This is a genomic window from Flavobacterium sp. HJSW_4 (genome assembly GCF_042436695.1).
Taxonomy (GTDB): domain Bacteria; phylum Bacteroidota; class Bacteroidia; order Flavobacteriales; family Flavobacteriaceae; genus Flavobacterium.
The window spans coordinates 1-21,147 of sequence record NZ_JBHNPP010000050.1; the positions used below are offsets into that span (position 1 = coordinate 1).

12 protein-coding genes are annotated in these 21,147 nt (G+C 35.7%); 2 read left to right on the forward strand and 10 right to left on the reverse strand.

The genetic code is table 11. The annotated features are described in order from the left end of the window. Positions 1–3,008: Ig-like domain-containing protein (locus ACE01P_RS23315; RefSeq protein ID WP_379701458.1), on the reverse strand; the 3,008-nt coding region annotated here is incomplete at its 3' end. Positions 3,009–3,480: 472 nt separating this feature from the next. Next, entirely contained in the window at positions 3,481–4,545 is a 1,065-nt protein-coding gene (locus tag ACE01P_RS23320; RefSeq protein WP_379701459.1) for a helix-turn-helix transcriptional regulator, read from the reverse strand. A gap of 297 nt (positions 4,546–4,842) precedes the next feature. Between ACE01P_RS23320 and ACE01P_RS23325 the strand changes: the two genes are divergently transcribed. Beyond that, entirely contained in the window at positions 4,843–8,157 is a 3,315-nt protein-coding gene (locus ACE01P_RS23325; RefSeq protein ID WP_379701461.1) for a carboxypeptidase regulatory-like domain-containing protein, read from the forward strand. 175 nt (positions 8,158–8,332) lie between these two features. Beyond that, positions 8,333–9,601, forward strand: coding sequence for an MFS transporter (locus ACE01P_RS23330; RefSeq protein WP_379701462.1), 1,269 nt, complete (start codon positions 8,333–8,335; stop codon positions 9,599–9,601). Between the two features lie 240 nt (positions 9,602–9,841). On the opposite strand, the gene ACE01P_RS23335 is transcribed toward ACE01P_RS23330, so the two are convergent. The 8 genes from ACE01P_RS23335 to ACE01P_RS23370 form a co-directional block, all read right to left on the reverse strand. Then, entirely contained in the window at positions 9,842–10,798 is a 957-nt protein-coding gene (locus tag ACE01P_RS23335; protein WP_379701463.1) for a polysaccharide deacetylase family protein, read from the reverse strand. 49 nt (positions 10,799–10,847) lie between these two features. Continuing rightward, complete coding sequence (locus tag ACE01P_RS23340) at positions 10,848–12,221, reverse strand: alginate export family protein (protein ID WP_379701465.1); 1,374 nt, start codon at positions 12,219–12,221, stop codon at positions 10,848–10,850. 36 nt (positions 12,222–12,257) lie between these two features. Continuing rightward, entirely contained in the window at positions 12,258–13,277 is a 1,020-nt protein-coding gene (locus tag ACE01P_RS23345; RefSeq protein ID WP_379701466.1) for an MBL fold metallo-hydrolase, read from the reverse strand. Between the two features lie 29 nt (positions 13,278–13,306). Next, positions 13,307–15,076: an amidohydrolase gene (locus tag ACE01P_RS23350; RefSeq protein WP_379701467.1), complete on the reverse strand. Its 1,770-nt coding sequence runs from the start codon at positions 15,074–15,076 to the stop codon at positions 13,307–13,309. Between the two features lie 37 nt (positions 15,077–15,113). Next, positions 15,114–16,133 (reverse strand): alpha/beta fold hydrolase, encoded by a 1,020-nt coding sequence (locus ACE01P_RS23355; protein ID WP_379701468.1) that lies wholly within the window; start codon positions 16,131–16,133, stop codon positions 15,114–15,116. 46 nt (positions 16,134–16,179) lie between these two features. Next, positions 16,180–16,968 carry an alpha/beta hydrolase gene (locus ACE01P_RS23360; RefSeq protein WP_379701469.1) on the reverse strand — a complete coding sequence of 263 codons (789 nt, stop codon included), beginning with the start codon at positions 16,966–16,968 and terminating at the stop codon, positions 16,180–16,182. Between the two features lie 166 nt (positions 16,969–17,134). After that, complete coding sequence (locus ACE01P_RS23365; RefSeq protein ID WP_379701470.1) at positions 17,135–19,084, reverse strand: sigma 54-interacting transcriptional regulator; 1,950 nt, start codon at positions 19,082–19,084, stop codon at positions 17,135–17,137. A 2-nt stretch (positions 19,085–19,086) separates the two neighbouring features. After that, on the reverse strand, positions 19,087–20,688 hold the full coding sequence (locus tag ACE01P_RS23370; RefSeq protein WP_379701471.1) for a sensor histidine kinase: 1,602 nt from the start codon (positions 20,686–20,688) through the stop codon (positions 19,087–19,089). Positions 20,689–21,147: the final 459 nt, after the last annotated feature.

The window sequence follows — 21,147 nt, forward strand, 5'->3', positions numbered from 1 at the left end:
ATAACTGTAAGTGTCTCTCCTTCGTTTACTGAATATCCATCTTTTTCAGCAACCGGAGCATCGTTTACTGCCGTAACCGTGATTTTGATATTAGCCGTTGCTGTACTTCCAACATGTCCATCGCTTATTACATAAGGAATGCTGATCGGAGTTGTTGAATTAAAATTAGCTGAAGGCGTGAAAGTAATAACTCCCAAAGCCGAGATATCTACCGTTCCGTTTGAAACTGTTATTGTCTGAGCATTCCCTGTTAAAGTCGTTCCATTTATAGAAACGATGGAAAGCGTATCACCTTCTGCATCCGTATCGTTGCTTAACGGAGTTAAAGTAACACTGTTATCCTCAGCAACCGTATAAGGGTCGTCGTTGGCAACTGGAGCATCGTTTACAGGAGTAATCGTAATGTTTACCGTTGCAGTATTACTGTTTAGCAAACCGTCATTAGCCCTGTATGTAAAACTGTCTGTAAGGGTTTCACTTCCGTCATGGATATATGTGAACGTTCCATCTGGATTTAATGTCAGAGTTCCGTGTGAAGGATTTGTAACTAAAACCGCCGTCAAAGTATTATTCTCTGCATCTGTATCATTCAGCAATATGCTTTTTGCTGCAGTAACCGTAAGCGTTCCGCCCTCAGCAACTGTATAAGAGTCATTGTCTGCAACAGGAGCATCGTTTACAGGATTTACTGTAATATTAACAGTTACTGTATCACTATCATCATAACCATCATTTGCTTTATAAGTAAAACTGTCACTTGTAGTTTCACTTCCGTCATGTACATATGTGAATGAACCATTTGCGTTTAATGTTAGACTTCCGTGTGAAGGATTTGTAACTAAAACTGCTGTTAATGCATCTCCATCTGCATCAGAATCGTTTGTCAAAACACCTGTAGCTGCAGTAGTCGTTAAAGTTGCTCCTTCATCCACACTGTAACTATTGTTTAATGCTACGGGAGCTCTGTTAACAATACTTAATATAGCAGTATCTGAATTAGGCTGTGCGCAAACATTTGAAGTACTTGTCACATCTAATCTATACATATATCCATGAAATGAACGTGGTATATTTGTTAAAGTCAGTGAATTTGTAGTCGCATTAGAAAAAACTGGATTAGTACCGCCGTTTGTAACAGTTGTCCACGTTGTACCACCATTAGTACTTTGCTTCCATGTATAAACAAGATGAGTTCCTGAAACCACTGTGCTAAATGTCGCATTACCTCCCACATTTGCGTTGCGGTTAGAAGGACTAGTTGTAATAGCTACTATATTTGAAACTAAATAATTTGGCTTAGAAGTTCCTGTTGTATTAACAGGAGTAGTATAAGAAGCCGCTACAACTGTACCATTAGTATTAGTTGCTGGTGGCAAACCTGTTCCATAAAAGCCATTATTATCTGGATCGACATTTGTGTTTCCGTATGCTTCAACTGAATCTGGACATCCATCATTATCTGAATCTAAATCCAGCTGATCGATCATTCCGTCTAAATCATTATCATATCTGTCGTCAACAGTATCTTTATTAGTATCTACAAAACCAAGTGCACTTGGATTTAGGAAATTTGGTTTTTTAGAACCTGACTGGTATCCAAAAGGATCCGGTAAACCATGTAATTCTACTGTATCTAAAATTCCGTCATTGTCATCATCCAAATCACATTCTATTGAAAGTCCATCCTCATCATCAATTCCAACATAGTTTGGATTTTCTACAGGAACATATAACGAAACGCTTCCTCCGGCATAACCATCTTGAGAACCATTACGAGCTCCTCCTGTATGTTGTCCTCCAATACCACCACTAGAGTTCATTGTAACATTTGCAGGCAATGCAGCAAGTGAATATAGCAAAGCTCCACCGCCTCCACCGCCTCCAGGACCGTGCAGAGTTGTCGTATTTAGATCCTGTCCGTCTCCACCTTTAGCAGAAACAGTTAAATTACCTGTAAAAAGAGGTGTTTTTAAAACTACCGTTCCTCCGGCTCCTCCACCTCCACCACCGTCTGGGTCTCCAGAAACGTTTACTGGTTGTGGAGAAAAACCATCTGCAATAATAGAATGTCCGTTTCCAACTATTTCTTTAGCGAAAATAATTACAATACCACCACCATCAGCTGCTGAAGATGGATTATTTGTAGTAACATATCCAGAACCTCCAGCTCCTCCAAGAAATACTCTATCATCTGCAAAAAAAGCAGATAAAGACTTACCTCCTAAACCTCCTGCACTAGCTCCATTTGCATCGCACCAGCGTTTTCCACCTTCACCACCAGCACCGTAATTAGATCCACCGCCTCCGCCTGAATCTCCAGCAATTCCAGATCCTCCTCCATTTGCTCTTGGAGCACGTCCTCGGTTAAAATTAGCATTATCTAGTACAATTCCATCTCCTTTGGTATATGAGGCTGTAGCTGTACTGTTTAAAACATATAAAGCAGTAGGGTCAGGGCCGCAATTATTATCAGGACCGTTTTGATCCATTCTAATACCTTCATAACCTTGTCCTGCTACATCAATATCAGCATTAAAAATTAATCTTCCGCTGGTTTCAATGGCTAAAACACCACCATTTTTTTGAGCAGTAGTCCACTCTTTTGCTGTCAATTTACCAGCAATATTTACGTCTCCATTATACCTAGGAACTCTTACCACCTGAACCATTCCGTTGGCAGTATCATAACTTTTTAAAAGCGGATACATTGGTGTAACTACATTGCCTGCGATACTTTTAATTTCAAAAAATTCGTAGTTTCCTGTGTTATTAATTGCAGTTACATTACCAGCTGTGGCAATATTTCTGGTATCAATAGTCGCCCCTTTCATTTGTATAATCAAAGCTTTGTCGCCGACAGCAAGACCAGATGAACCGCTAACGGTTATGGTATGGATACAGCTTGCAACGCAAGGATCACAAAGTGGCTGATTGATACTTGTGACTGAAAAATAGCTGTTTACTATTCCCGAAATACTTGTCTGCGCAAAACCACTGAGATTGCACAAAAACAAAAAAATGACCAAAAAATGCTTTAAGGCCCGCTTTTTGTTAAACATTAAAATTTTTAAATAAGTAAAGTTCACCATATATTAAAACAATTTAAAATTCAGAATAAGCATACGAAATCCTGTGCGCTCAGGTTCCATTTTTTGAAACCGGCACAAACCAGATTATTAATAAAAATTTTATAGTCGCTGTAAAAAAAACAGCTAGAGATAAAGAGTTAACAAACAGAATTACTGATTCCGAAAATGTTAATGATTTCTTTTCGTCGCCAAATGTAGATTAAAAATACAGCTGTGAATAGTCAATTCGGACATATTTAGGATTTTATAAAGCTGCAAGAAAAACTTTATACAAACTGAGAATTAAGCATTTGTAAAAAACTGTAAACAAACCAATTACCTGATATCAGGTATACAATTAAAAAAGCTTAAAATAGTAGCAATTGTTTTATTTTATGCAAAAACGTTATTTTTACACTTCAAAAAGTCGTACTTCTGAGGGTAATTGTCCAAATCTTTTTTTGAAACTAGAAGCAAATCTTCCAGCCGAATCATGGCCTGTAATTACAGCAATTTCCTGAATATGAAAATCAGATTTTAAGATGAGCTGCATAGCCAAAACTAAATTTTTTTCTTTGTGATATTGCAGCATCGAGAATCCGAAAACAGCTTTAAAATTTGATTTTAATTTCGTTGGAGAGGTATTAACTTCTTTGGCTATATATTCGATTCCTAGAAATGGAAGATGTAAATGCTGTAAAATGATTTTCTCTGCTTTTGAAACATTCAAATAATCCAGATTCGTCAGCGAAATATTATCTACAAAACGGCTGTCTACAAAAGCGTTATCAAAAAACTCTTTAATAAGTTTCATTGATTTTTTCTTTAGTTTTAAATTATCAGCATCCGAATTGGTTTCACTTTCTAAAAGTCTAGAAATATCATCACCTATTTCATGCGCTTTTGGCGAAATATCCAGCCAAGTATAAGAACCGCGCTCTCCATTAAGGAAATTCAAAATAGTCTTGCGTTCTTTAAACTTTTTTGATGACAAATTCTCTTTTACCCATTTTTTGGTCATCGCTATACTGAAAAATTTTCCATCTGCTTCTTTATAAAAATAACTAGAGATTTCTGTATTGGGTTTACTTATTGTCCAGCAAGTACTTAACAAAGTTAAAGCACTACCATCTTTCAAAGGAAATTTATATTCAAAAACCGAAAAGGTTAAAAGATAATAGTCACTGCATTTATTTTCATCATAACCCGACAAAGCCATTATATTCTCTTTCAGGTTCATGTAGAAAGTTATAAGCCAGAATCCCTCTTCAAATTCTTTGTAATACATTTTGGCATCACACAAAGGTGTATTAAAAGTAATAAGGCTTTTGGCTGGGAAATGTTTTGTAATTGGGAGTTTTAGCAGGCTATCCAACATTATTTTCGGACTGTTGAATAAATATGGAAATTGAAAAAAACCATCTTTTAGTAAAAAAAGGTATTTCTGGATATGTTTTGGCCAGTTGTCTAAGGTCATCAAAGTTTAAGCAGTTTTGGAGGGTAATTAAATCAGGTGTTTGGGCTTATAATATTGCACAAAAATAAAAAGATCTCAGAGAACAGTAGCAAGTAATTATACGTATTAGTGCTTTTTTTGACATTTAATAATCTTAATAATACTTTCATTACTTAAAATTAAAAGTTTATGTATGAATCGCTGTACACTGCTTTTTTAAAGGGAAGACATAAGATTCCCTTTTGTTAATATTGTGTTAACGTCTTCCGCATTATATGATCATAATTTTGCGGAAAATCTTATAACTTATACACCAAAATGAAAAAAATTCTATTTGTTTTGTTTATTTTTCTAACAACATTGGGACATGCTCAGGTAACTGGATCAGCTATGTCAGGTACCGTTAGATCAACCAAAGGAGAAGCACTTCCTGGAGCTACCGTAGAAATTATTCACAAACCTACTGGTACAAAGTATTTTTCTACTTCTGATTATGACGGAGGTTATGCTGCACAAGGTTTAAGACCAGGTGGACCGTACACTGTTAAAGTTAGTTACGTAGGATACAAGACTTCTGAAATAACAGATATTAATGTTGGATTAGGAAGTAATTTAACTGTTAATATTAAAATTGAAGACGAATCAAATGCTCTTCAAGAAGTTGTAGTTTCTACTAAATCAAAAGGAAACTTCAACAAAGGCCGAACTGGAGCATCACAGCAGTTTTCAAACAGAGAAATTACAGCTGTTCCAGTATTAGGATCAAGATCTGTAAACTCTGTTACAAAATACAACGCGAATGCTGGTGCCAATGGTACTTTCGGAGGACAGGATTCAAGATTAAACAATTTTACAATTGACGGTTCTGTTTTTAACAACGGATTTGGTCTAGGTTCAGAGTCACAAGCTGGAGGAAGAACAGGATCTACAGCAATTTCTTTAGACGCTATTGAGCAATTGCAAGTAAACATTGCTCCTTTTGATATTCGTCAATCTGGATTTTTAGGTTCAGGTATTAATGCTGTAACTAGAAGTGGTACAAATGAGATTGAAGGATCTGTTTACCATTCTTTCAGAAATAACAAAAAGAGTTTTATCGGAACTCATCCTGGTAAAGATGTAACAATTAAGCCTGGAGCATTTAATGAAAAAATTTGGGGAGCACGTGTTGGCGCGCCAATTATCAAAAACAAATTATTCTTTTTTGGTAACTTCGAAACAATCGAAAATACAAGCCCAGCTACAACTTGGACATCTACTGGTTCTCCATCTGGAGGTTTGCAGACTTCTAATCCTACTTATACTGAAATGCAGACTCTTTCAAATTATATGAAAGACAAATTTGGATATGAAACAGGTCCATGGGAAAATTATGATGCAAATAAAACATCTAAAAAATTCTTGACTCGTATTGACTGGAATATCAATGACAATCATAAACTTACAGCTCGTTATGTATTCCATAATTCATCTTCTGACGAATTAACTTCAAACTCAAACTCATTAGGTTTTGGAAACAGAAGAACAAGTGTATTGGCTATGTCTTATAAAAACAGCGGTTATACCATTTTAGATAACACTAGATCTATTGTGGTAGAATTGAATAGTAAATTAGGAAACTCATGGTACAACAACTTTATTGCTGGTTATGACAAACAAATTGAAGATAGAGGTCTTCAAGGCGGTGGGTTATTCCCAACAATTGATATCAAGAATGGAGCAAATACTTATATTTCTGTTGGTTTAGATCCTTTTACACAAGGTAATAAACTTAGCTACTCTACTCTTCACTTTACAGACAATTTAACAAGAACTATCGGAAAACATTCTATTGTTTTAGGTGCTAATTTCGAATATTTCAAATCAAGCAACTTGTTTTTCTCTGGTTCAAACGGAGTTTATGTATTTAACTCTTTAGCTGATTTTTATGCTGCTGCTGATCAATCTGTAGCAAATGGAGGTGCTCCATCGTCTGCTACAGCTACTTCTCCTGCACGTTTCCAATATAGATATTCTGCTTTACCTGGTGGTGAAGAGCCAATGCAGATTTTAAAATCTAATAAACTTGATTTATATGCTCAAGATGAGATTAAATTGAGTGACAAGTTTAAATTAAGTGTTGGTCTTAGAGCTTCAAGAGTTTGGTTTGCTGATACAGCATTAGAGAATCCAGCAGTAACTGCAATGACTTTTGCAAATGGAGAAAAATTCAATACAGGAGAGATGCCTGATGCGCAATATTTATTTGAACCTAGAGTTGGTTTCAACTTAGATTTAAACGGAGATGCTTCTACATTAATACGCGGAGGTTCTGGAATTTTTACAGGAAGAGCTCCATCAGTATACCTTTCAAATCAAATTGGAAACAATGGTGTTCTTACAGGATTTGTTGATGTCAGCGGTGCTGCTTTAGCTGCAGGAGGATACGGTTTTACTCCAAGACCTGCACAATATTTTACACCAGACACTCCAACCTTGCCTACAAGTTTTGATTTAGCTTTTACAGATAAAAAATTCAAATATCCTCAGGTTTGGAAAACAACAATGGCAGTTGATCAAAAACTTCCTTTTGGTTTCGTAGGTACTGTTGAAGGAATCATCCAGAAAAACATTAATGCCATCAATTATTATAACGCAAACTTGGATGCACCAGTAGGTACTTTCGGAGGTCCTGACAACAGACCGAGATATTCTAGAAATGATGCAGGAACAAGAGTAAATGATAATGTTTCTAACGGAATTGTTTTAACAAACTCTGATAAAGGATACTTCTACTCTACTACTTTCAAATTAGAATACCCATATCAAAATGGCCTTTGGGGATCGATTGCTTATACTCACTCTGAAGCAACAGATTTAATTTCTCCAGGATCAATCGCATCTGGTTCATGGACTAGTGCAAGATCTATCAACGGAAATAATGATTTAGCTGTTTCGGCTTCAAATAACAATACACCTCATAGAATAGTGGGAGTTATTGGTTATAGAATTGAATATGGTAAAGGTTTAGGTGGTGCTACTTCTTTTAACTTAGGTTATATTGGAGAACAAGCAAACCCATTTACATACGCTTACGGAGGAGATATGAATGGAGACAGAGTTAATGGAAATGATCTTATGTACATACCAAACAGCGCTTCTGAAATTCGTTTTGCTCCATTAGCAGTTACTAATGTTGTAAATGGTGCAAATGTTGTAACAACTTATACTGAAGCACAACAGCAAGCAGCATTCGATGCTTACATCAATCAGGATAAATACCTTCGCACAAGAAGAGGTCAGTATGCAGAAAGAAACGGAGCTATCCTTCCAATGCTTCACAGATTAGATCTTTCTGTTACTCAAGATATCTATATTAAAATTGGCGGTAAAAAGAATTCTTTCCAAGTAAGAGCAGACATTTTAAACTTTACAAACATGCTTAATAAAGACTGGGGAGTTACACAAAGAGCAACTAATCCAAATGTTCTGTCTTACAACTCAACAGCTGCAGGAAATGTACCAGTTTATCAGTTAGCTACACAAACAGATTTGAATGGAACGAAAACATTGATTACAGATACATTCCAAAAAAACACTTCAACGTTTGATGTTTGGCAAGCACAATTTACCCTTAGGTATACATTTAATTAATAAAAAATTACCAGTTATTGTTTTTTAAAAAAGCCCTCTCTTTTACTAGAGAGGGCTTTTGTATTATTCTTGACTAATTTATAGAGGCACACATTACAAACAAATAACATGAAAAAACAATTCTTTCCTGTTGCGTTTGAATTCGTATATTCGGCCTTTATTTTGAAAAAAGAGAATGATTGCAAAATTGAATGAAAAAAAATCCTATCCATGGATTGTTGTTGGCTTGCTATGGTTTGTTGCTTTATTGAATTATTTAGACCGACAAATGCTCTCCACTATGAAATCAGCGATGATGGATGATATTCCTGAATTGGCTAAAGCTGAAAATTTTGGTCTTTTGATGGCTATTTTCCTTTGGATATATGCACTTATGAGTCCAGTTTCCGGAATTATAGCGGATCGGTTTAACCGAAAAAGAATAATTATAGGAAGTCTTTTTATCTGGTCAGGAGTAACTATGGCGATGGGTTATGCTACAACTTTCAATCAGATTTATATTTTGCGTGGTATTATGGGCTTTAGTGAAGCTTTTTACATTCCGGCTGCTTTATCCTTAATTGCAGATTACCATCAGGAAAAAACACGCTCTTTTGCAATTGCAATTCATACTACCGGAATTTATTTAGGACAGGCACTCGGTGGTTTTGGAGCCACCATTTCCAAGCATTTTTCTTGGCATTTCAGCTTTCACTCTGTAGGCCTGCTCGGTGTAGTTTATAGTTTAATATTGATACTTTTTATACAAGAAAAGAAAACTTACTTCTTTGATCACACAAAAAAGTCATCTGTCAGCAATGAATTCAGACAAATGTTCAAAGGATTGGGAATATTATTTGGTAATATCTCCTTTTGGGTTTTACTCTTTTATTTCGCTGCACCAAGTTTACCCGGCTGGGCGGCCAAAAACTGGCTACCAACCTTATTTACCGAAACTTTACATTTAGACATGTCTCTTGCGGGACCAATGGCAACGGTAACCATTTCGATGTCTTCATTTTTTGGTGTTTTAATTGGCGGTGCCATTTCAGACAGATGGGTGATGAAACATCTTAAAGGAAGAATTTACACCAGTGGTATTGGATTATTTCTTACCATTCCGGCATTGTTTTTATTTGGTTACTGCTGTAGTATAGAGGCTATTATTTTTGGCGCCATCCTTTTTGGACTTGGATTTGGAATATATGACACGAACAATATGCCGATTCTTTGCCAGTTTGTTGCACCTCGCTACAGGGCTACGGGATATGGAATTATGAATTTTGTAGGTATTTCGGCTGGAGCTGTTATCACAGAGTTTTTAGGAAAAGCCGCTGATAATGGAGGAATGAGAAACGTTTTTGTACTACTGTTATTTGTAGTGGTTACTGCCATCGTTTTACAACTGGTGACCCTACATCCAAAAACTATAGATATGGCTGAAGAAAATGAGATTGCAAAGTAAATCTTTGGGATTGAAGCCTTAGGTTAGAATCCGCCAAAAGGGTAAAAGAAGTCGAAACGAAAATTTTTCAATATTTCAAAACCCGCAAAAAAATAGTAAAGGCTGCAAATTGTGAGATTCGCAGCCTTTTATTTTTACGATATTTTTCAAATCTTTTAAAAATACTCAAATACATTGCTTAATTCAAAAAGATTAAAATCTGTGTAATTGATTCCTAACTTTGAATTGATACTCTGTACATCATTCCCTAATGATATTTTTATCTTCATAAGCCATTTTAGCAATCTCATCTTTCCTCCTGAAACTAACTCCTTTGTGTTTCTGGATATAACTAATGATTTCTGAAGTAGCAGCGACCATCTGCGGTGTGCCTCCAATACGGTCATGAAAACTTATTGACATTTGTCTGCGTTTGGTTTCAGATTCTTTATATAATTGGTCAAATTCCATTATAACCTGCCGCGCAAACTGGTCAGCACTAAAATTTTTCCCTTCCATCAATACAATATCATTACAGCGAATCGTGTAGGGAACAACCGCAAAGTCTTTTCCTTTTATTTTCAGCAAGAAAGGCTCATCACGGCTTAAGTCGTCAATATGATATTTAAAACCCAATTCCTGCAAAATTTCCAGCGTATTAGTTCCGCGTCTCAACCAATTTGCATTGTAGCCTACAGGTTCAAAACCGGTAACTTTTTTTATAGCTTCTGCCCCATCTTTGATAAACTTTTTTTCTGTTTCATAGGCCATCGTATATTGAGTAGCCCAGTCCATGCCGTGAGCAGCAGCTTCGTGTCCTCTTGCTACAATTTCTTTGGCAAGTTCAGGATTTTTTAGCACTGCAGATCCCACCATATGTGAAGTGACTTTGATTCCGAATTTATCCCAATTATCTAGCATTCTCGGAATTCCCTCTTTATATCCATACTGATACCAAGACTCACCTGGAAGATCTACAAATCCTTTCTGCATGTTTTGCGGAAAAGGGCTTTCAGCATTTACAGGCTGTCCTCCGGCCTCAAACTGCATAGACACCGATACGACCAAACGGGATCCATCGGGCCATTGGGGAGTATAATTTTCAATTTGCATAAGTTTATCTGCATTAAGATCGCTTGCCAGCAACGGACTCATTGGAACGAATCCAGCAAGTCCCACAAGACCTGCCTCTTTAAGAAATGTTCTTCTATCCTTCATGTTTTTATTATCTATTTTTTTTTAATCCTCATGACGTCTTCCATTTCAACTAAAAATGAAGTTGCATAGTAATTCCAGCAAATAATATATTTTTACCAGTTCCTGATGCTTTGATGTAGTCTTTGGCCTGAAACCACGTAGCTTCAAGTCTGAAATAAAGATATTGATTGGGCTCCCAGATGATTTCGCTTTCTAATTGGTTTCCTATTTTCTTTTTTGAGGTTGTGTCCCCTGGATAAATCAAGGTTGTATTTGGCGCATAAATACCATCATTGCCACTGTATCTCCAAAACATATCATAATCAATTACCCAATCTACATTTTTAGCAATTTCAAAACTTAATGAAGGATGAAAATCTATTAAATTCGATGGCCCGATTACAGAAGCTAATCCAAAATAAGCACCTCTGGGAAAAAGCGGGTTAAAGGTTTCCAAGCTTGTATCGCCTGCAGTTTTGTCTCCGCTAATTACTTCGGTCTTAAAACCAATTTCTGGACGAAATTTTACGGTATTAAATCGATATCCCGCATTGATAGAAGCTGTCCAAGCACTTATATTCTTGTCACCAACATCGCCAAATTGGTAAACCGCTTCAGCATCATAGCGCCAGTTTTCAGTTTTTCCCCAAACTCTTGTTCCAACAGACTGTCTGTTTTCCTGTCCTGATGCATCATTAAAAGCTGCATTGGCCCTCTCATAACCCAAATAATAAAAATCTATATTTTTGATTATCGGTATCTTATTAAAAACAAAATAACTTCCCCATAGTTGCCTGTCTTTACTTGAGGCATCGTCAAAAATGCCATCGTGCGCGACAACATAATGCGTATAAAACAAATCGGCGGTAAAATTTTTTCTACCTACAATTGCCTTAATTCCATCAAACGACTGCCTATTATTTGGACCTTCCCTAACAGCTACTAAACGCTGTGATCCGTAAGTAAGTTCCTGTCTCCCTACCCTTAGAATAAATCTTTTGCCGACTTCATTTATAATATTGAAATCAGCAAAAGCCTGATGCACTTCCAGCGGATTCTGTTCCACAGGATTCGGATCAATTCTGCCGTCTGCCATACTGCTCTGCATCTGAACAAATGTTCTAAAATACTTTCCTGCATGAAAATCAGCATGAAACAAATATCTTCCTAAAACATAACCATCGTTATCCTGAGGACCATCACCCCAATTCTCATTTTTTGCATAGAAGTATTGAAAACGCATATCGCCCCCAAAACTGACATACGTTTTTCTGGAAGCAGAAATTGGCAAAAATTTCACTGTTTTATACCAGTCATTGCTAACAGTATCCTTTTCCAAAACACTGTAATCCTCATCAAATCGAAGTGATTTAAATTCAGGATAACGCTGGGAATATCCAGATATTGAAAGCAATAAAACCAGTATTAATATCCTGTTTTTCATAAATCAATTTTAAATATTGCCATTGGATTTGCCTTTTTATTTACTTCCGTTCCTCTTGATATCCTTGTATGCATTTGGAACATTAAAATTGAAATGAAGCCAGTTAAAAAGTTCATATCCTTTATCAAACTCCTTCATTGTCACAGTCGATTTGGTTTCTTCTAATGTCAAACCTTTTTTTACTGCATTTTCAACATTGGATTGTAAAGCTGTCACATAATCTATAGTGTATTTAATTCCGGCTTTATTGGTAATGCGCCCGTGCCCTGGAACTACAATATCATTATCCGAAATCATATTATAAATTTTGTTCAAGTTTTGAACGGGCTCCAGAAAATAGCCATCAAATAACCACGGAATAGTCGGACTCTCAGCAATGAAGGGATTTCCTGCCCACAATACATTTCCTGATGCCGATTTTAAATACACAAAGAGATCGGCAGGAGATTGAGCCGTACCTACATTTATTACCTCAATAATATTGCCTTTTCCCATATCAATCTTCATCGTCTGATTTATGGCTATTGTAATGTCTGCAGGACGATAAACGCTCTGTTCAATTCCTCTTCCTTTTCCAAAAAGCATGATCATAAATTGTTTGATATTATCATAATTCTTAGCCAGATTGTCTTTGCAAAATTCATTCTGAATAATAATTGTTTCTTTTGGAAGCAAATAATTCCCGAAACAATGATCTCCGTGATCGCTTGTATTTATCGCATAAACAATTGGTTTTGGAGTTACAGACCGTATTAATTTATAAAGCTGATCGTATAATCCTTTGCTTAACATCGTTTCAATCAATAAAACACCTTTATCACCTACAATAAATCCAGCTGAAGTTGCCTGTGCGATTCCTTTTGCTGTTTCGGTGTCTGCAGTACTTGGAGAAACTGCATAAACATTTTCTGAAATTTTATGCAGTTTTAAAGTTACTTTGTTAGCGTCCCAAATGGGTACGTGACTGGGCATTGGGTACTGTGCGTAAACATTGGTATTTGCAAATGCTAATATTATGATTAACGCTAATCCTGAAATAATCTTTTGAATTTTCATGATCTAAATTTTATAGATTTTCTTATTTTTTAAAGTTTTTTAGCATAACCACCAAAGTATTTTACTGGCGACCAATCTGGAATTACCGGAACAATTGCAGGATCTAGCGAATTAAAATCCCTTGCTCCATATACAATTTTGCCGTTTACAACTGTTAAATCCGATTCGATGTTTCTGACTTTATCGGCTGTTACCGTAAAATAATCTTCTGATAAAATCGAAAAATCGGCATACATTCCTTTTGTCAGTTTTCCTTTCTCTTTTTCCTCTCCAGAAAACCAAGCACTTCCAGAAGTATATAATTGAAGAGCGGTAAACTTATCCAAAACCTGGTCTTTTGGCCAAAACTGCATGCCTCCCAGCGTTTTTCCAGTTATAAGCCAGTGCAGCGCCATCCAAGGATTGTAAGTTGAAATACGTGTTGCATCAGTTCCCATTCCTACTGGTATTCCCATTTCAAGCATTTTTTTAATCGGAGGCAGTTGTGTTTTTGGAGCACCATACATTTTCTCGTACAATTCTCCCTGAAAATACATTCTGAATTGGACAGCAATTCCTCCATTTAATGCTTTTACTCTTTCTAATTCCTGAGGTGTAATGGTTTCTGCATGATCAAAAAACCAGCGCAATCCGTTAAACGGAATTTCCTTATTTACTTTTTCAAATACATTTAGCATTCTGTCAATCGATTCGCCATAAGTGGCGTGCAATCGAAATGGCCATCTATTTTTGACTAGCAAGCGAATAATCGGTTCCAGATCTTCTTCCATTTCATCTGCCAGAACAATTCTCGGTTCTAAGAAATTTTCAAAATCTGCAGCCGAAGCCACAATATTTTCTCCTGCACCTTCTTCGGTATAACCATTAGCCGTCAGAAGATTATCATTTTTATTAATGACCGTTTCAGCAACCCACTTTTCATAATCCTGAAGTTCTCTTCCTTTTTGCTGTGCAAAGAGATAATATGAGATTCTAAGATTTAGTTTTCCCGCTTTGGCCAATTCCATAGAAGTGGAATAATCTGCGGGAAAGTTTTGCGATCCTCCAGCAGCATCGATTACAGAAGTCAAACCAAAGCGATTGAGTTCACGGTTAAACTGAAGCGAGCTGTTAATCCTTTCTTCGGGAGTCAATTTTGTGGTTAATCCTAAAGTGGTATAAATTGCTTTTGGAGTTTCTTTGGCAAACATTAAGCCGGTTAGGTTTCCGTTTTTGTCTTGTTCCAATACACTTCCCTCATAATGAGTATCTTTATTATACCCCAAGACTTCAATTCCTTTTTTGTTCAAAAAAGCCTTCCCATATAAATAGGTTATAAAAACAGGTTTATCTGGAACTGCGGCATTAATTTCTTCAATAGTTGGTTGTCTTTTTTCCTCAAAACCAAATTCATTCCAGCCTCCAACCACTTTGATCCAGACTCCAGGAGGTGTTCTGGCTGCTTGCTCTTTCAGCATTTCCATAGCTCTTTTTAAAGTTTTAACACCGTCCCAGCGCAATTCTGCATTATAATTCAGTCCTTCTCTAATGACATGAATATGGCTGTCGTTTAAGCCTGGAATAACCGTTTTTCCTTTTGCATCAATGCTCTTTGTAGATGTAGTTTTGTAACTTTCCAGAATATTTTTAGAAGTTCCTGTAGCCAATATTATTCCGTCCTTGACTGCAAGTGCCTGAACAAATTCTCCGGATTTTTGCATCGTTGCAATTTTTCCGTTGTAAATAATCAAGTCAGCCTTTTCTTGAGCCTGCAACAACAAGGCAAAGAAAAATAATATTAAAATAAGTATTCGTTTCATCTTTTATGATTTAATTGGTCTGTGATCTGATATGCCATTATTTAGCAAGAAAAAAAGCCAACAAATCTTTTTGCACTTGAGCTGTATTTTCCTGTACCAACCAGTGTCCTGAACCTGCGATTTTAGATTCGATTACGTTTTCAGCAACCAATTTAGAATGCTCTTTTAAGAACGCTGCAGCAAAATATTCACCCCCCATAGCTAGCAATGGCATTTTAAGTTTTGTTTTTGCAAAAACTAAATTGTCTTTTCCATCTTGCGGAAATGCTCCAAACCATTTAAAACTTGATTTAGCTCCATCTTTAACAGCATAAGCTCTCACGAATTCAGCAGTTTCTTCAGCTGTAAACGGATCTTTAACATGTCCAACCATTGGCCAGAAATTAGTTAAAAACTCTTTTTCTTTCCCTTTTACAATGTCTCCAGAAGCTGGCCATGCAAAAAATCCAAACCACCATGCCGAAGCCGAAACCTGAGACCAAACTGGTTCGATACCAGGAAGAAGCGCATCCATCAAAGCTAATTTTTTAACTTCGTTACCATATTGTGCCGCATAAGCATAAGCTACCATAAGTCCGATATCATGACCAGCAAGATTAACCGAATTGTAGCCCAGTTTTTTTACCAGTTCATGAATATCTTTCGCCATATTTTTTTTGTCATATCCCCCTTCTGGTTTGTCTGATTCTCCTACCCCTCTCAAATCTGGAGCGATAACAGTAAAATGTTTTGAAAGTTCAGGAAGCAAGCGATTCCACATATACCAGTTCTGGCCAAAACCGTGCACCAGTACAAGGGGTTCTCCTTTTCCGCCAATGACATAATGAATGTTTACGCCATTTACCATTGCAGTGGCATGTTTAAAATTTGATGGTGGATTTGCAGGTGTTGCCTGAACTGTTTCTGAAGATGCTACAGATACAGGTTCTGCTACAGTAGTTTTTTCTGTTGTTTTATTACAGGAAATCAAAACCAGCATTAAAAATACATGGCTTAAAATGTGGACTGTTTTACTTTTAAAGTTAAAAAAAGCAGTTTCAAATAAATTCGTTTTCATAATTTAAAATTTTAATTAGTTATTATAATAATTGGTTATTATATTTTTAAGCAGGTAGTTTTTCGATCCAATCTTGTATAAAAGTTGCAATTTCCTGCCAGCCAGGCTGATTTAAAACAAAGTGATTTCTTTGAGGGAAAACCTTGAAATCTGTTATAGAATTTTTGTCTGTGTATTTTTTATAATTAGAATAATTGAGAGATTCCGGAATCGTGTGATCCGTTGACCCTGCAATTAGCAGCAATGGTTTGTGAGGAGCATGAAAATTTACTTTTGCCGCTGAAGTGATAGTGTCACGCACTATTAATTTAGATTCTGGAACGACAGAGTCGCAATAAGCCTTGTCCTGCCATTCTTCTGGCATTCCGTTCGTAAACGCATATTGCCATTGGCTGAAATTCATTAAAAAAGTTTTTTTTGAAGATGTAAAAAAGCCAAGAGGACCCCAGCCAGCTTTTAAAAATGAAAATTTAAAAGTCATAATTCCTTGAGGAGGAACAGAATGAATGGCAATTGCAGCCGAAGCTAAATTGCGTTGTAAAAGTATTTGAGCGACAAGCCCTCCTATAGAATGCCCAATTATAATGGGCTTATGAGGAATATTTTTTGCAATATTTTCGAAATGAGCTATCAAATCAGTCAATCGAAGACCAGCGATCTGAGGATCGGGATGACGATCGCGTAAAATAGCAGCGGGAGCATCTTTGTACGGCCATGCTGGTGCCAGCGTTGTAAAACCTTTGCTTTCAAAAAAGATTTTCCAATCGTCCCAGCATTTATTGCTTACAAATGCACCTGTAATAAAAAGTATTGTCGTAGGGTTTTCAGTCAGCATAATACACGTTTTAATGTTATGCCAATGTATAAACTAAAACCGAACCCTTTTAACAACTACTTAAAAATCAATTACTTAAATTAAAACATTGATATTATTAACAACTATATTTCGTTTTATAACGAAAATAAAACGACTTAATATCGTTTGGTTTGGTAATGAAACTTTAAAAATGGTTTCTCTTTATTCCTAATTTTTGCATTCTAGAAGCTAATGTTGTAGGCGGCAGTCCTAAGATTTCTGACGCTCCTCCCACACCTCTTATTCTTCCATTGCATTTTTCAAGTACATTGATAATGTGTTCCCTTTCGTTTTCCTGAATAGTTTTAAAGTACCAGTCATTTGACTTAGGATTAATTTTAGTTTCATCAAAAGCTGGAAGCGGAATGTTCTCAATAATATCAGTTTTTGCCAATAATATACTTCTTTCAATAAGATTCTCGAGTTCACGTATATTGCCAGGCCATTGATAAGACAAAAGACTTTTTAAGGCACTATCGGATATTTCGGTTACATTTTTTCCCGTTTTAGAACTATATACAGCAATAAAATGACGTGCCAGCAGCCCAATATCTTCCTTACGCTCTCGTAATGGTGGCATCTGAATTGGAAATACATTTAATCGATAATATAAATCGAGCCTAAAACGCCCCTCTGCAACTTCTTTTTCCAAATTACAGTTCGTCGCGGCAATAATTCTGACATTTACCTTTATCGAAATATTTCCACCTACTCTTTCAATCTCTTTTTCTTGAATAGCACGCAAAAGTTTTGCTTGCATTTCTAATGGCATATCACCAATTTCATCCAAAAATAAAGTACCGTTATCCGCTTGTTCAAATTTGCCAATTCGTCTTTCTAACGCGCCAGTAAAAGATCCTTTTTCATGTCCGAATAATTCAGATTCAATCAGGCTTGACGGCAGCGCAGAACAGTTAATTTTAACAAATGGCTTATCTTTTCTATTCGAAAGATTTTTAATGCTGTGAGCTATGCTTTCTTTTCCTGTACCGCTTTCTCCAGTAATTAAAACAGTTGTATCAGCGGGAGCAACTTGCAAAATATGATCAAATATTTTTAACAGAGCTGCGCTTTTCCCTATAATTGCTTCAAATCCTAAATTTTTTATATTCCTAACTGCAACAGGTTTTTCGGAAGCGATATGTTTTTTATCTACTTTTTTATCATGACTGATCAAATTTTCAATAGCAAAAATTAATGGCTCTTGAAGTCTCTCACAAAGCGTCAAATGATTTTTATTATAATTGTTTGCTTCTCTGCTGAAAAAAGACAAATACAGCCCTCCATTTTCTGTCAATGTTAAAGGAACTGGCAACATGAGATTCGATTTCATATTCATAGAAGATGCAAACAGCTTTTTGATTGGTGTTTTATCACAGATATTTATAAAATCCTGACCATTATAAAATGTCGCGTTAGTTTCTACTTTGCTTTTATTTCGCAATTCGTTAATCTCAGATTCCTTCAAAGCAGTAATATTTTGCAACTCTTCTATTCCTATTAGCTGATATTCATGCAAACCCGTTCTTGCATATCCTAACACTCTACTAGATAATTTGTTTTCGATATAAAAGACAGCCATCACAAGATCAAAAGAAATAAGCGATTGCAATGCAGTGATAATGTTTAGAACCCTTTCATCCCAGTTGCCTCTTTTTGCCACTATGGTTTTTAGTTGTTTTTGAAATAAAAGCTCTTTTCTTATGGAAGATTCTATTCCATATTGCTGATGATATTCGGCAATTTCAATTGTTATCAATAAATCTTTTTCTCTAAAAGGCTTTACCAAAAAACCCTGTGGATGAGTTAGTTTAGCTTTACTAAGAACTTCCTCATTAGAATTGGCAGAGAGATAGATAAATGGAATATTATCTTCTCTCAATATTTCAGCCAGGTCAATACCAGTTTCTTTTCCCGATAGGAAAATATCCAACAATACCAATTCCGGCTTCTGTTCTGCAATATAATATTTAGCATCCGGAACCGATCTTGCCATTCCAATAACAGAATGTCCGGCCTTTTTAAGCATTAGCCGCAAGTGGTTTGCTTCAACAAATTGATCTTCAACTACAAGTATTTTTAATGGTCTTCCCATTTTTATAGATTTATATTAATAAGATTACTATCGTTAGTGCTAAATTCCAAAATTATTTTTGTCCCGTTTTCACTAATAATTTGAAATTTACCTCTTATATCATCAGAAAGCCCATGCATTAATTTGATGCCTAATGAAGGACTGTTGTACGGATCAAAATCATATGCAAGCCCAATACCATTGTCCTGAATGATTAAAATATAATTTTCATTATCATCTGTTTTAAGGGAAATTTTAATTATTGCATTTTTATGATCTGGAAAGGCATACTTAATAGCATTTGTAACTGCTTCGTTAAAAATTAGTCCAATAGGTATAGAATGAGACAAAGGCAGATTAAAACTATCAATATCCAGTATAAACCGGATTGACTTTCTGATCTCAAAAGAATCTTTTAAATATTCTGTCAATTCAAATATATAAGATGGCATATCAATTATCGATAAGTTCTCAGATTGATATAATTTTTGATGAATTAAAGACATGGCGTGAATTCTATTCTGACTGCTATTGATAGCCTGAAGTGCTTCTTCATTTTTCAAAAATTCAGTCTGACTGGCAAGCAGACCAACCACCATATGAAGATTATTTTTTACTCTGTGATGAATTTCACGTAAAAGCCATTCTTTTTCAACAACCAACTTTTGAAGTGTATCGTTTTTTTTGTTGATTTCATTTTGTTGTGTTTCCAGTACTTTATTTGTTTTCTTTTTAAATATAAAGCTTTTATAAAGTAGTGCCAGAATTATAAGTAAAAGCAAAACAAAAGTAACCATGGAATTACGTAAAAATATCTCATTTTTAAGTTTGCTTTGCTGCAGGAATGTTTTATTTTTAAGTTTAATAATATCCATGGTTTTCTTTTCCGATTCATAAATAATATGAAGTCTCGAAGAAATTGGATAAATGTCGCTCTCTTTTAGTTTGGCCGCTTTGTAAAAAAATATGGCTTTTTTAAGTGCATTTTGCGAGTTGTGAAAATCTGATATTGAAAAATATAATTCACTGATTTGACTGTAGCAGTCCCCACTTCTTTTATTGTTTCCGGATTTTTCAAATAGAGATGCTGCCTTAAAAATTGGAACTAATCGCTCTGGTATTGGTGCAGTCATACGCATCTTAGCTGACCAGATCATAACCCATGCTTCTGCCAGATCATCTATTTGATTTGTTTTATTTAATATCTCTATTGCTTTTTTGGCTTCGACTTCGATCATTTCATTCTTGTTGCGCAGCTGTTGCAACATAGAAAGTTGCAAGTAACACTTACCGGCATAGATATTAGAACGCAGTCTTTGGCTTACCCGAAGTGCTTCTTCCGCATACTGAAATGCTTTTCCCAATGTTTGAGGATTATGATAAGAACCTTCATACCAATCACTTACCTTTAATAAAATTTTAATTTTGTTTGGTCCTTCAGGTATTTGACTAAGTAATTCTTCTGCTTTAATTACTTGCTGCTCATTATAAGGTAGCTTGCGGTCCAAACCATTTTTCAAAAAAGATAGATTTTTTTCCGTTATTTCTCCTTGCATTTTGCGGTTAAAGGCAGCCAATGCGTTTACTTCCCCAACTGTAAACCATACAAGGAGAAACAGAGTCATTCTGTTGTGCTTTGATAGCATTTTTTATGGAATTAATCAGCTTAACGAAGGTATAGATAATTCTTTATTTAAAATTAGAATTTTTAAAAATTGACTACCAACGATATATCGTTGATTTTATTCTAGTACTTTCATCAGTCTCGCCTTAAAGATTTAAAATCAGACAACTAAGTATTAGAAAAAAAAAAAAACATTTAAGCAATAGTCTTTATTTTCATGACTATAATTAATAGCATTTCCCTATGGGCTGTGCGCTGCCTCTTTTGCGGAAGGAAGTTTTAAGGAAAAAGAGAGGGTGCGGTTTTCAGCAAACGGATGGCACTCCCGACGCTAACGCGGGTTTCGGCACATTGAAGTCCGTTTATTAAAGAAGCATTTCAAAAAGGGATATAAAACAGAAAACCCCATCCGTATTGGATGGGGTTTTCAAAAGAAAGGCGACGACATACTCTCCCACAT

Bases quoted from the DNA above. Each gene is read 5' to 3' on its own strand.
- ACE01P_RS23340 (WP_379701465.1), bottom strand. From the start codon at position 12,221: ATGAAAAACAGGATATTAATACTGGTTTTATTGCTTTCAATATCTGGA.
- ACE01P_RS23330 (WP_379701462.1), top strand. From the start codon at position 8,333: ATGATTGCAAAATTGAATGAAAAAAAATCCTATCCATGGATTGTTGTT.
- ACE01P_RS23355 (WP_379701468.1), bottom strand. From the start codon at position 16,133: ATGAAAACGAATTTATTTGAAACTGCTTTTTTTAACTTTAAAAGTAAA.
- ACE01P_RS23325 (WP_379701461.1), top strand. From the start codon at position 4,843: ATGAAAAAAATTCTATTTGTTTTGTTTATTTTTCTAACAACATTGGGA.
- ACE01P_RS23345 (WP_379701466.1), bottom strand. From the start codon at position 13,277: ATGAAAATTCAAAAGATTATTTCAGGATTAGCGTTAATCATAATATTA.
- ACE01P_RS23370 (WP_379701471.1), bottom strand. From the start codon at position 20,688: ATGACTCTGTTTCTCCTTGTATGGTTTACAGTTGGGGAAGTAAACGCA.
- ACE01P_RS23320 (WP_379701459.1), bottom strand. From the start codon at position 4,545: ATGACCTTAGACAACTGGCCAAAACATATCCAGAAATACCTTTTTTTA.
- ACE01P_RS23360 (WP_379701469.1), bottom strand. From the start codon at position 16,968: ATGCTGACTGAAAACCCTACGACAATACTTTTTATTACAGGTGCATTT.
- ACE01P_RS23335 (WP_379701463.1), bottom strand. From the start codon at position 10,798: ATGAAGGATAGAAGAACATTTCTTAAAGAGGCAGGTCTTGTGGGACTT.
- ACE01P_RS23365 (WP_379701470.1), bottom strand. From the start codon at position 19,084: ATGGGAAGACCATTAAAAATACTTGTAGTTGAAGATCAATTTGTTGAA.
- ACE01P_RS23350 (WP_379701467.1), bottom strand. From the start codon at position 15,076: ATGAAACGAATACTTATTTTAATATTATTTTTCTTTGCCTTGTTGTTG.